The 12,694-nt window shown below is 49.5% G+C and carries 12 protein-coding genes and 1 pseudogene; 12 read left to right on the forward strand and 1 reads right to left on the reverse strand.

All coding sequences use genetic code 11. The features are described from left to right. Positions 1-157: 157 nt before the first annotated feature. The gene (locus ACH2EM_RS04085) at positions 158-364 is read right to left on the reverse strand and encodes a hypothetical protein (protein ID WP_395150830.1); all 207 of its coding nucleotides are present in this window, start codon (positions 362-364) and stop codon (positions 158-160) included. A 698-nt stretch (positions 365-1,062) separates the two neighbouring features. Here ACH2EM_RS04085 and ACH2EM_RS04090 point away from each other — a divergent pair. The 12 genes and pseudogenes from ACH2EM_RS04090 to ruvB all read left to right on the forward strand — a co-directional run. After that, positions 1,063-1,374 carry an ArsR/SmtB family transcription factor gene (locus ACH2EM_RS04090; protein WP_395150831.1) on the forward strand — a complete coding sequence of 104 codons (312 nt, stop codon included), beginning with the start codon at positions 1,063-1,065 and terminating at the stop codon, positions 1,372-1,374. Positions 1,375-1,459: 85 nt separating this feature from the next. Next, positions 1,460-2,473 carry a permease gene (locus ACH2EM_RS04095; protein WP_395150833.1) on the forward strand — a complete coding sequence of 338 codons (1,014 nt, stop codon included), beginning with the start codon at positions 1,460-1,462 and terminating at the stop codon, positions 2,471-2,473. A 268-nt stretch (positions 2,474-2,741) separates the two neighbouring features. Next, a complete protein-coding gene (locus ACH2EM_RS04100) occupies positions 2,742-3,281 on the forward strand; it encodes a SpaA isopeptide-forming pilin-related protein (RefSeq protein ID WP_395150834.1) in 540 nt (179 codons plus the stop codon). A gap of 272 nt (positions 3,282-3,553) precedes the next feature. After that, positions 3,554-4,401, forward strand: a pseudogene (locus ACH2EM_RS04105) (class C sortase). Further along, positions 4,398-5,453, forward strand: coding sequence for a Cna B-type domain-containing protein (locus ACH2EM_RS04110; RefSeq protein WP_395150835.1), 1,056 nt, complete (start codon positions 4,398-4,400; stop codon positions 5,451-5,453). Before ACH2EM_RS04105 ends, ACH2EM_RS04110 begins: the two are co-directional and overlap by 4 nt. Before the next feature lie 192 nt (positions 5,454-5,645). Then, positions 5,646-6,044: a sortase gene (locus ACH2EM_RS04115; protein ID WP_395150836.1), complete on the forward strand. Its 399-nt coding sequence runs from the start codon at positions 5,646-5,648 to the stop codon at positions 6,042-6,044. A gap of 432 nt (positions 6,045-6,476) precedes the next feature. Further along, a complete protein-coding gene (gene mnmA, locus ACH2EM_RS04120; protein ID WP_395150837.1) occupies positions 6,477-7,601 on the forward strand; it encodes a tRNA 2-thiouridine(34) synthase MnmA in 1,125 nt (374 codons plus the stop codon). Between the two features lie 728 nt (positions 7,602-8,329). Continuing rightward, a complete protein-coding gene (locus tag ACH2EM_RS04125; RefSeq protein WP_395150838.1) occupies positions 8,330-9,373 on the forward strand; it encodes a ubiquitin-like domain-containing protein in 1,044 nt (347 codons plus the stop codon). Between the two features lie 380 nt (positions 9,374-9,753). Further along, on the forward strand, positions 9,754-10,689 hold the full coding sequence (locus tag ACH2EM_RS04130) for a magnesium transporter CorA family protein (protein WP_395150839.1): 936 nt from the start codon (positions 9,754-9,756) through the stop codon (positions 10,687-10,689). Positions 10,690-10,862: 173 nt separating this feature from the next. Then, positions 10,863-11,360, forward strand: a complete 498-nt coding sequence (gene ruvC / locus ACH2EM_RS04135; protein WP_395150840.1) for a crossover junction endodeoxyribonuclease RuvC — start codon at positions 10,863-10,865, stop codon at positions 11,358-11,360. Between the two features lie 46 nt (positions 11,361-11,406). Beyond that, complete coding sequence (ruvA, locus tag ACH2EM_RS04140) at positions 11,407-12,012, forward strand: Holliday junction branch migration protein RuvA (protein ID WP_395150841.1); 606 nt, start codon at positions 11,407-11,409, stop codon at positions 12,010-12,012. A 45-nt stretch (positions 12,013-12,057) separates the two neighbouring features. Beyond that, positions 12,058-12,694, forward strand: a 637-nt coding sequence (gene ruvB / locus ACH2EM_RS04145; protein WP_395150842.1) for a Holliday junction branch migration DNA helicase RuvB, incomplete at its 3' end; no start/stop codon positions are given.

Below are 12,694 nucleotides of genomic sequence, written 5' to 3' on the forward strand. Positions count from 1 at the left end.
CGGCAAACGGTCCAGATTGCGCGAAAATACGCCCAACATTTCGCTGCTTTTTCCATCTTCCTTCTTGTTTACAAACCAAAAACCTGCTCTGGTCTGATTGCCAAAGCAGGTTTTTCTACAAGCTGAAGCCTCACAACTTGGTGAGGCTTTTCTTTGTTTAATAATAGTTTCTGCGTTTTTTCTTTCGGGTAAACAACCATTTAAGGGTTGCAAACATTCCAATGGCAGCAAATACAACAAACACAAAAAAGATGAAGTATGCCAGCATGCCCTGCAAGGTAGTGTCATAGAACAGGCCGATTACACCCCGATAGGCTAACCGCTCGAAATAAGTCCAACCGCTTTCACTGAAAATAAACTTCACGATTTTCGCTCCTCCCGCATAATTTGTATGCCTTATTTTAGCAAAAATCATCATAATTTTCTATATAAATAATTAGATAATCTGCCGTTTTTTTGATGTACTCCGTTATTGTTCTTTGTTTTATGCTAATGGGCTGTTTTGTTATCTCAAAAGAAGCAAGAAACAAGTGATACACACCAGAATTTAAAAAGCCGGCGGCTCTATTATGCCGGGCTGGTTCATTCATGGAATAGCAAATCTTTTTTTCAACCCGTTTCTCCATATTTTCTATTGTGTAAAAGCAGTTAAATCTTGAAAAAATTAAAGGCGCCCAGGTAAATGAACAGCAAGACAAAGGGGTTGTGCTTTTGGCTTGTCTCACAAAAATTGTTTCGGCGCACTCCACCGCCTGGAATTATGCGGTGCTGCCTTAGTTCCATCGAGGGAACCACCTGGGGCGAAACAGATAAGAACCACCCTGATGCTGCGCAAAAATAGCTCAGGCAGGTTTTTCAATCTACATGGTGATTAAAACAACACGATTAACGGCAGCCGAAAAATAAAATGTTGTGCCCATCTGGCCCTTTGGTAAGGGTCAGATTCATATGGAGTGTTAAAATGAAGGCTGGCATCACTTGGTGATTCTATATTGACTTTTTTCGATTTGATGTATATACTATAAATCAATCGAATAAAATGGATTTGAGTGAGGTGGAAGTATGCACGATTACGCTGCGGATGCAAAAGTCTTTAAAGCCTTTTGCGATGTGAACCGTTTGCAAATTTTGGAACAACTTCGCAGCGGCGAAAAGTGTTCCTGCGTTCTGCTGGAAAAACTGAATATCAGCCAATCGACCTTATCCTATCACATGAAGATTTTGTGTGATTCGGGTGTTGTGGTTGGCCGGGCAGAAGGCAAATGGACACATTACGGAATCAGCGATGAGGGCAGCCAGTATGCAAAACAACTATTGCAGGTTCTGACCCAAAAGAATAGTTGCGGCGAAAACGACTGCACTTGCCAAAAATAAAAGCCATCGTCCAGCCGATGGCTTTTATTCAGAACATTAAATCGAAAAAATTAGAACTATTTGTTCGGCAAAAGGAGAACTCTTTATGGAAGCGATTCGTACAATCTGGCTGTTCTTCCAAGATCAGATTCTTGGTATGAAATGGCTCCATGCCCTAATCGGCAATGTGCTGACCGCAATGGGCTTATCCCTTAACAGCATCCCCGGCGGGGCCCTGCAATTTTTCATCTATGACACGATTAAAATTTTTATTCTGCTCTCGGTACTGATTTTTGGAATTTCCTATATTCAAAGCTATTTTCCGCCGGAGCGCACGAAAAAAATTCTGGGGCGGTTTCACGGCATTGGTGCCAACACGGTATCGGCACTGTTGGGCACGGTCACCCCGTTTTGCTCCTGCTCGTCTATTCCTCTTTTTATGGGCTTTACCAGCGCAGGTTTACCGGTGGGCGTCACATTTTCCTTCCTGATTTCTTCCCCAATGGTGGACTTGGGTTCTCTGGTTCTGCTGATGAGCATCTTTGGTGCAAAAACAGCGGTTTTGTATGTTGTTCTCGGCTTGGTTATTGCCATTATCGGCGGTGCTTTGCTGGAAAAACTGGGAATGGAACGCTATGTAGAGGACTTTATTAAAAATGCCCCCTGCATTGAAGCAGAAGGTCAGCAGCTGACCCGCCACGACCGAGTGCGCTTTGCAAAAGAACAGCTGCTGGAAACCATCAAAAAAGTTGCCCCTTATATCTTTATCGGCGTAGGCATTGGCGCCTTTATCCACAATGTACTTCCCCAGGAGTGGGTAGAGGCGATTCTGGGCAGCGATAATCCCTTTGCTGTTATCATGGCCACTTTGGTGGGGATTCCCATGTATGCTGACATCTTTGGCACAATTCCTGTGGCGGAGAGTTTGTTGTTTAAGGGTGCGGGCCTGGGTACAATTTTGTCTTTCATGATGGCTGTTACTACTTTAAGCCTGCCTTCCATGATTATGCTGAAAAAGGCCGTAAAGCCTAAACTGCTGGCCGCCTTTGTTGCTATCTGCACCGTAGGGATTATTATTGTGGGCTATTTCTTCAATGTGATTCAGTTTCTGTTGGTGTAACAAAGGTTTTTTGATGCGCTGTTGATTGGCTGCTGGGCGTTTTGCCTGGCATTTAATTTGCTGCTATAATTTTAGGAGGTTTGTGGTATGGGACTATTTGGTTTTGGTAAAAAGAAGGAAGAAAAGGCACCTGCCTGCGCCTGTCAGTGCGGCTGTCCTGCGGCTGAGGCGGAACCTACACCACCGCATTGGCCATTACCAAAACCAACGAAGAGGCAGCAAGACTGCAAGGTGCAGTGTTCGCTTTGAGCGGTACCGGAGTAAACAGGTGCTTGTTACCGAGCTGGTGTTTACAGAAGATAATGCAGCTGGCACCTATTACAAATTGACCGATGGCACCTATACCATGGAGGAACCTACCCCTGGTACAGAAGGAAGTTACGCAAGTACCACCACAAAATACAAAAAAGAAGTGGTTGTAACCTTAAAGGGCGAAAGCCAGACTCAAACAGATGTTCAGGGCGAAGTGGACGATAACGGTGTAATGAAGTTCACCGGCTTGGGTGAAGGCACCTACACCCTGACCGAAGTCACGGCACCCAACGGATACAACAAGATTGACCCCATTGAGTTTACCGTCAGCTTCAATCCGGACTCCAAGGAATTTAGCAGTGACGATGAAAACATGACCTACAACGGAGTTAGTGGAGAGCTGGAGGTTACCATCGTGAACCTTCCCGGCAGCACCCTGCCCAGTACCGGTGGCATTGGTACCACCATCTTTTATGTAATTGGTTCTGCTCTGGTGTTGGGAACCGTTGTAGCTCTGGTTGTTAAAAGGCGCATGAACGACGAGGATATTGGATGATTGATGTCCTGCGTTTTGCAAGTATCCTTTGATTTAAAGCGAGCACCCTTCTGCTTTTAAAATCAGCGGTGCGCCGATTGTCCCAAAAGCTCCGGCAATATTTTATTGCAGGAGCAAGGAGAGCTTCGTATGGGGGTGCTGCATACGAAGTTGTCCTTGCTCCTGGCTTATGGATTTTATAAATATTGGTATGTACAATCAAGCAAACTGATTCCCAAAGGCAATACCCGTTGAATTTGCATTGCTTTGTACAGGTATACGGAGAACATTGAATGAAGAAAAAGCGATCGAATTATTTGCTCCTTGTGGGATTTCTCATTGGTCTGGGCTTTCTTTTGTATCCTACGGCCAGCGATTACTATAATTCGCTGCACCAGTCCCGTGCGGTAGCGGATTATTCTGCGCAAGTGTCCAACCTGAAAGAAGATGAATACCAAGAACTTTTACAGCAAGCAAACCTCTACAACCAAAAACTTGCACAGCGCTCGACCATGTCATTTGTGCTGAGTGAACAAGAAAACGAAGAATACCAGGCTCTTTTGAATGTAACCCAGGTAATGTCTTATATTGAAATTCCGTCCATCCGCTGTGTATTGCCAGTTTATCACGGAACCAGTGATGCTGTGCTGGAGGCGGGCGTTGGCCACATAGCTGGATCTTCCCTGCCGGTGGGCGGAGAGAGCACCCACTGCGTATTATCTGGGCATCGAGGGCTTCCTTCGGCCAAATTGTTTAGCGATTTGGATAAGCTGATAGAAGGGGATATCTTTGTTTTAAAAACACTGAACGAAACTTTAACCTACGAGGTGGATCAGATACGCATTGTGGAGCCGGAGGATTATCGGAACTGGGCATTGTACCTGGTAAGGATTACTGCACCTTGGTAACCTGTACACCTTATGGAATAAACACACATCGGCTGCTGGTTCGAGGCCACCGTATTGCAAACATCAGCGATTCCGGCGACCTTTACATAACAGGAGATGCTGTACAGATAGAGCCGATGCTGGTGGCTCCCTTTGCTGCGGTTCCCATTTTTTTAATTATGCTGGCTTGGGTGATGAGAAAGCCTGGCGGCAAAAATAAGCGGAAACAGAAAAGGATGGTGGAAGAGGAATGAATTTGAAAAAATTCGGGTGCGGATGTTTGGCAGCAGCATTGCTGATGCTGCACACGCAGATTTCCCTTGCTGTTTTTGCGGACGAAGAAATGGGTAGAGAACAGGATATGTCTCTGACCATACAAAATCAAACCGGTGAGGAGTCTCTTGAAGGGGTAGAATTCTATCTTTATCAAGTGGCAAACCTGGATGAAAACGATGAATTTGAGGTTGAACAGGATTTTGAGGATGCCGGTGTTTCCATGAGTATGGATACAAGCGAGGAAAGCTGGTTTGACCGGGCAGTTACGCTGGAATCCTACCTGATTCATCAAGCGGCGGAAAACAGCCCCATTGAACCTGTTTCAATCGTAGAAACAGATCAGGAGGGAACCGCAATATTTGAGGACTTACAGGAAGGTTTGTTTTTGCTGGTGGGTAAGCCGGTTGCGGAAGATGAAATTTTGTATGCACCTGCGGCAACATTAATATCATTGCCTTATTTGGATGAGGATGGCGATTCGTTGGACTACAATCCAACGATTAGCATAAAAAATTCCGTAAGGATGCGAACGGATGAAATCATGGATTTATCCGCAGTAAAGGTATGGAAGGACGCAGGGTATGAGCAGTACCGGCCTTCTTCGATTACAGTAACCCTTTATCAAAACGGCGAGGAGTACAGCACCGTTGAGCTGAATCAAGCAAACAACTGGAATTACATATGGAGAAATCTTTCAAGCAATGCACAGTGGCATTTGGTAGAGCGAGATATTGCTTCGGGTTATACGGTAACAGCCGTGCGCAATATGGGGGTTATTACGGTAAAAAACACCTATCACCCCATTTCCCAAACATCACATCAACCGGGGCAGCAAGCACCGAATGAGCCCGGGCAGCAAACACCCAATCAACCTGGGCAGGGAGCATCTGGCACAGCTGCCCAGGCGGTACTTCCGCAAACAGGGCAGCTGTGGTGGCCTGTGTCGCTTTTTTCTGTGTGTGGTTTAGTATTGTTGTTGGTGGGCTGGAAAATCCGAAAAAAGGGCAGCGATTGTGATGAAGCAAAGTAGAGTAAGCAAGATAGGAACAGGGCTAATGCTGCTTGGGTTGTTTCTGATTTTGCTTTCGGGATTTTTATTGTGTTACAATATTTGGGATGATTATCAAATCATAGAGAAATTCCCCGTGAAGGCCAGCAGGCATACGGGAATGTTGGCGACGGTGGGGTAATGGGCCTGCCGTTTTATGTAACAAACCCAGATATGGAAATGCCAGTTGTTATGATTGACGGGCATCAATACATTGGTAAAATTTACATTCCGGATTTAGAATTATTGCTCCCTTTTATGAGCGAATGCAGCGATGCAAACCTTAAATTGTCTCCCTGCCGGTACGCAGGTTCGGCCTATCAAAACAATCTGGTGATTGCAGGCCATAATTATAGAAGTCATTTTGGCACCTTGCGGAAATTGCGGTACGGGGATAGTGTCTTTTTTACAGACACTGAGGGAAATGTGTTTGAATATGAAGTTGCAGAGATAGAACAGCTGGCTTCCACCAGTGTGGAAGCCATGAAAGTTAGCCAGTGGGCGCTTACCTTGTTTACCTGCACCGTTGACGGCAACAACCGGGTGGCAGTGCGTTGCCAGCAAGTTGCCTGAAGCAAAGGGGGAAAGGTTCCGCCTTATTGGCAGCTTAACCGATGAATATGTCACAAAATCCTTTCTGTACAAAACAGAAAAAGCCAAGGGGCTTGGGTGTCCCATCTGCGGAATGACTTGCAGTGCGGCAGACAAAATAAGGACAGGAGCCTGTTCCTTATTTTAAGTGAAAAGCCTGTGAGTCCGTTGTTTTTACAAAAAATCCCCCCTGATGCAGCGCTGTTTGCCTGGGTCATGGGGGATTTTTTCTTGGTTATTTTTACGGAGTATACTGGCAGGGGGCATTTTTGCAGAGCGATGCGGACGGCAAACTGGGCCATCACACGGCAAAAGATTTTGCGGCAAAGAACCGAAGGACACTTGACAAATTGTGCAATCCCATATAACATTCCTAGTATGAAAATAGGTTTTAATGGGAAGGGTGCGATAACAATGGGCAAAAAAGCGTTGGTGGCTATGAGTGGCGGTGTGGATAGTTCGGTGGCTGCTGCCTGCATGGTGCAGCAGGGCTGGGACTGCGTGGGTGTTACCATGAAGTTGTATCAGGGCGAGCCAGGGCAGACCAGCTGCTCGGGAAAAACCTGCTGCACCCTGGACGATGCACAGGATGCCCGCAGCGTGGCCTATCAGCTTGGGATGCCTTTTTATGTATTTAATTTCACCCAGGATTTTAACCGGCAGGTGGTGGAACGGTTTGTAAAAGCCTACCAAAAAGGACATACCCCAAACCCCTGCATTGACTGCAACCGCTTTATGAAGTTTGATAAATTGTACCAGCGTGCTCAGATGCTGGGCTGTGATGCGGTGGTTACAGGCCATTATGCCTGCATTGAGCAGGACCCGGACAGTGGGCGCTGGCTGCTGAAAAAAAGCCGCAACCGGGCCAAGGACCAAAGCTATGTGCTCTATTTTTTGACCCAGGAGCAGCTGGCACATACAGTGCTGCCCCTGGGGGCGTATACCAGCAAGGAGCAGGTGCGCCAGCTGGCAGCAGAGTATGGCTTTACCACGGCCCATAAGCCAGATAGCCAGGATATCTGCTTTGTGCAGGGCGGGCGCTACCAGGAGTTTATCTGCCGCTATACGGGAGAGCAAAGCCCCCCGGGTGATTTTGTAAACCTGGAAGGCCGGGTGCTGGGCCGCCACAAGGGCCTGATTGGTTACACCATTGGCCAGCGCAAGGGATTGGGGTTGGCAGTACCAGAGCCCCTATATGTATGCGGCAAACGGGTGAAAGAAAACCAGGTGGTACTCTGCACCCGCCAGCAACTGGTGGAAACGCAGATTCTGGCAGAACAGTTTAACTGGATCTCCATGGAGGCACCCAAGCACCCCATTCAGGCATGGGCCAAAACCCGGTACCATGGGCCGGAGGTGCCCTGTACCGCCCAGGTTTTGGAGGATGGCCGGGTAGAGATTCGATACCACACCCCCCAGCCTATGGCGGCGCCTGGTCAAGCGGTGGTGCTCTATCAGGAGGATGTGGTGGTAGGCGGCGGAACCATCTGCTCGCACAGGACGAGTAACGGCTGTTTTGCAAAAGCTCTTACATTATAATAATTATATAATAAAATAAAAAGACCAGCTGTTCCCATGGGGCCTCTTCCGCGCTCTTAGTGGGGCAGCTGGTCTTTTTTCACAACAGGATTTAGTGGCGGAAAAGGGAATTGGTACGACCATTTTTGACGGCAATATCTGCTATGATAAACAGGACACTCCACGCTGTACCAGGGCCTGGAGCGTTTACGGAGATGTAAAGCCCGCAGAAAGGAGCAGAGGGCGAGATTGTATCTCGTTGATAGGAATAAAGACCCTTAAAAAGGATGTTTAAATAACCGGAAATCCCTCAAAAAATGTTCTTTGTCAGATTAAGAGCAGGCTTGCCAAACCATAATGGAAAGGGCTGACAGGGCGTTATTTGAGAATTTTTATAGGTGCACAAAAAGTTTTTTAGTTTGTACAAAAAAATCAAAACATGAGTATTTAAGAGAAAAAGAACGAAAAAGAGCGATTTAAAAAGATTTGTGTGAGGTGGTTATATATTTCATAAAATTTTAAAAAAATATGAACAAAAACCAAGGGTTCAGACTGTTTGACGATTTGCTGCTATGTTTGCTAAAATGCCACCAGTGCTGGTTCCCGCCCCCCTTGTGGGTGAGAGAACAAATGGTTCTGGTTCCAGCGATTTTAGAAGGGGCGCAGTTCTTGCCCATGTTTTTGAACTGCCAGTGCTGCCGGGATGCGGCGGCCATTGCCCACCAAGCATGGAAAAGATAGGAGAAACTATGACAAAACCCACAGAACATTTGCAGGGCATTGGCAAGGAACTGCTTGCCAAAGTGTGCGCCTGCCTGGTCACCCTGTGCTGCCTGTCACTGACTCTGTATGTATTGTTCAACGAGCTGCACCTGGTCAATGTGACCGACTCCGAAGGAGCCAGCCACACCATGATGACCTATGTGCAGGACCCCCAGGAGCTTATGAACCTGGCGGGCATTGTGGCGGAGGAACACGACGATGTTCACTACACCGCCTACAACGGAAATCTGGCAAGCCTGAGCATCCAGCGGGCACAGCCGGTTTCTGTATTGGCTGACGGCCAGACCTATGTGGTCAATCTTGCCAGCGGCACCGTGGAGGAAGCCCTGGCGCAATGCGGTGTGACTTTGGGCGAGCACGATTATACCGAGCCCAGCCTGCACACCGAACTGGAGGAAAACACCTCCATTACTGTGCACCGGGTGGAATACCGGGATACGGTGGTTGAGGAAAGCATTCCTTACGAGACGGAATATGTTTACACCAGCCTTTATTTCCGAAACAAAAATCGCACCCAAGTGCTGCAGCAGGGCTATGAAGGCATTAACGAAATCACCAGCCGTGAACGGGTGGTGGACGGCGTGGTGGAGTCCAGCCAGGTGGTGAGTGTGGTGCAGACCCGTGCACCTCAAAATACCATCATCAAGGCCTACAAGGCTGGGGCGCCTGTATCCCCGCTGGAAGGCCCCGAGGTGGTAAACGGTGTACCCAGCAGCTACAAAGCGGTATACACCGGCCGGGCAACCGGATACAGCGCCAGCCGAGGCCGTGGTGCTTCCGGCAAGGGCCTGGGTTATGGCACCGTGGCTGTGAACCCCAACCTCATTCCCTATGGCAGCAAGGTATACATTACCAGCACCGATGGCAAGTTTGTGTATGGCTATGCCATTGCCACCGATACAGGCACCGCCCTCATGAACGGCACCTGTTTGGTGGATCTGTTCTACGAAAGCTACGACGAAGCTTTGATGAACGGCGTGCAGCAGGTTAATGTGTATGTAGTAGAGTAATTTGTGACCAGATAACAAACCGGCATGGGCTTTTGGCCTGTGCCGGTTTTTTGCATAATCTGAGGTGATAAAAGCCGATTTTGGGCCATTATAGCCGATTTTTGGCGATTTTTTTAGATAAGCTAAACATTCCGGCTGTTTTTGCGCTTTTTTGCTTGACAAACCTGGGCAAGGGGCATAAACTAGGTGGAGGTATAAACCTAACAAATGTGTAAGGAGATGACAGCATGGACGGCGACCCTAGTAGTCGAATGAATCAGTGGAGCAGCGGCCATGCTGCCCTCGGTACCTGAGGCGAGCTGATACAGTTCACCTGCCTGGTGCAAGGGGCGGCCTGTTTGTGCCGCTTGTTTGCAACAGAAAGCAGGTGTTTTGTAAGTATGATTAACATTTATTTGAGTGATGGCGGTCGTATGCTGGAGCAGGACCAGATCTGCCCCGGTGCATGGATTAACCTTTGTGACCCCAGCGAAAAAGAAATTGGCCGTGTGTGCGCCCAGCTGCATGTGGACCCGGATCTGGTACGGGCGGCCCTGGACGAAGAAGAACGCAGCCGCATTGAAGTGGAGGATAACGGCCACACCCTGATTGTGGTGGATACCCCCACGGTGGAAACCGCAGGCCATAGCTTTGTGTATTCTACGCTGCCCTTTGGTATTGTGCTCACCGAAGAAAACATTATTACCGTTTGCCTGAAGGAAACTGCTTTGCCCCGTGCCTTTATGGATGGGCTGGTAAAGACCTGCAGCACCAAAAAGCGCAAACGGATGGCATTGCAGATGCTGTACCGCAACGCAAGCCTGTTTTTGTTCTATCTGCGTCAGGTGGATAAGGCCAGCACTCGGGTGGAAAACGAGCTGCACATCAGCATGAAAAACAAAGAGCTGATTCAGATGCTTGGCCTGGAAAAGAGCCTTGTGTATTTTTCCACCTCGCTGAAGGGCAATGAAATTGTGCTGGAAAAGCTTCTGCGGATGGATTTTGTGCGGGATTATCCCGAAGATACCGAGCTGCTGGAGGATGTCATCATCGAAAACAAGCAGGCCATGGAGATGAGCAGCATCTATCGAGACATTCTGTCTGGTACCATGGACGCCTTTGCATCCATCATTTCCAACAACCTGAACATTGTCATGAAGCTGCTGGCGGCGGTAACCATTATTCTTACCGTGCCCACCATTGTTTCCAGCTTGTGGGGCATGAACGTTCCGGTGCCCTTTGAAACCAACCCTCTGGGGTTTGTAATTGTGCTGGGTGTTGCAGGCCTGGCTACCGTGGCGGCCATTATTTTGGCCCGCTGGAAAAAGTGGCTGTAACCGGCACTGCTTGATGCAGCTTGCTTGCATGGATGAATTGCGGCTGTTCGCTGCTTTCCTTTACGGAAAGCGGCGGGCAGCTTTTTGTTTTGCTGCAATTTGCCCCAAGGGGCTGTTTGCTATTTGCGGCAAATTGTAGTATACTATATCAGTTAAGATGGAGAGGTGTATCTATGCGAGTGTTAGGCATTGACCCTGGCTATGCCATTGTGGGCTGGGGTGTTGTGGAATATGTGGGCAACCGGTTTACGCCGGTGGCCTTTGGAGCGGTTACCACCGAGGCAGGGGTGCCCTTTGAGCAGCGGCTGGACCGGGTGTATGAGGGTGTTTTGCAGGTGATGCAGACCTACCAGCCCGAAGCACTCAGCATTGAACAACTGTTCTACCAGCACAACCAAACCACTGTAATCGGCGTGGCCGAGGCCCGTGGCGTAATTTTGCTGGCGGCTGCCAAATGCGGCATTCCTATTTTTGAATATACACCCATGCAGGTAAAGCAGGCAGTGACTGGTTACGGCAAGGCGGTAAAAAAGCAGATGCAGGAGATGACCCGCATGATGCTCAAACTGGAAAAGGTGCCAAAGCCGGACGACACGGCGGACGCACTGGCCATGGCCATTGCCCACTGCCATTGCAGCCGCAGCCGCCTGTTTAATACGCCGGTTCGCTAACCGGTTTTGGCAGGTGGTTTACACCTGCATATAAGGGAGGACGAAGATGATTTATTGCTTGCAAGGCACTGTTTTAAAAAAGACGCTGGATATGGTGGTGCTGAGCTGTGCAGGGGTGGGGTATCAGATGCTGGTGCCAGCCTCGGTGGCTTCCGCCCTGCCGGCGGTAGGCCAGGAGGCAACCCTGTTTACCGAGATGCACCTGACCGAAAACGATGTAACTTTGTACGGATTTGCCAGCGAGGAGCAGAAGGCCTGCTTCAAGCTGCTGACCAGTGTTTCCGGTGTAGGCCCTAAGGTGGGCATTGCAATTTTGAATGTGCTCACGCCGGAAAAAATTACCCTGGCAATCTCTGCCGCAGACCACAAGGCTTTCACCGCAGCCAACGGCGTAGGCCCCAAGCTGGCCCAGCGCATCGTGCTGGAGTTGAAGGATAAGGTGGCCAAGGGCCTTGCCGAGGGTGTTACGCTGGGAGATGTGGGCGGCAGCAGCGCTGCGCCTGCGGGCAATATGACCCAGGCCATTGCTGCCCTGACCAGTTTGGGATACAGCCCCAGCGAGGCAGCTGCCGCAGTGGCCAAGACGGACGAGACCCTGCCGGTGGAAGAAATCATCAAGCTGGCTCTGCGCAGTATGGCGAAAGGAAGGTAAGCCGTGGAAGAATACGAGTTTGGTACCCGGCTGGTAAGCCCGGAAATGAACCGGGGCGAAGGCGAAGAAATCAGCCTGCGCCCCAAAACGCTGGAAGAATATGTGGGCCAGGAAAAGGTGAAGGAAAATCTGCGCATCTACCTGGAAGCTGCCAAGCGGCGGGGGGAAGCCATGGATCATATCCTGCTGTATGGCCCTCCCGGTTTGGGCAAAACCACTCTGGCCGGTATTGTGGCCCAGGAGATGGGGGTGCAGATTCGCATTACCAGCGGCCCTGCCATCGAAAAGCCGGGGGATTTGGCAGCGCTGCTCACCAACCTGCAGGAGGGGGATGTGCTGTTTATTGACGAAATTCACCGGCTGTCCCGTCAGGTGGAGGAGGTACTCTATCCTGCCCTGGAGGACTATGCCCTGGATATCATGATTGGCAAGGGCCCCAGCGCCCAGAGCATCCGCATCAACCTGCCCCGGTTTACCCTCATTGGTGCAACCACCCGGGCCGGCCAGATTACCGGCCCCCTCCGTGACCGGTTTGGCGTGCTGCTCAAGCTGGAGCTGTACAGCCCCAGCGAATTGCAGGGCATTATTTTGCGCTCAGCGGGCATTCTGGAACAGCCTTGTACCGAGGAAGGCGCCTATGAGCTGGCCAAGTGCAGCCGTGGTACCCCCCGTGTAGCCAACC

The organism is uncultured Allofournierella sp. (assembly GCA_944382705.1).
In the GTDB taxonomy this organism is placed as follows: domain Bacteria; phylum Bacillota; class Clostridia; order Oscillospirales; family Ruminococcaceae; genus Allofournierella.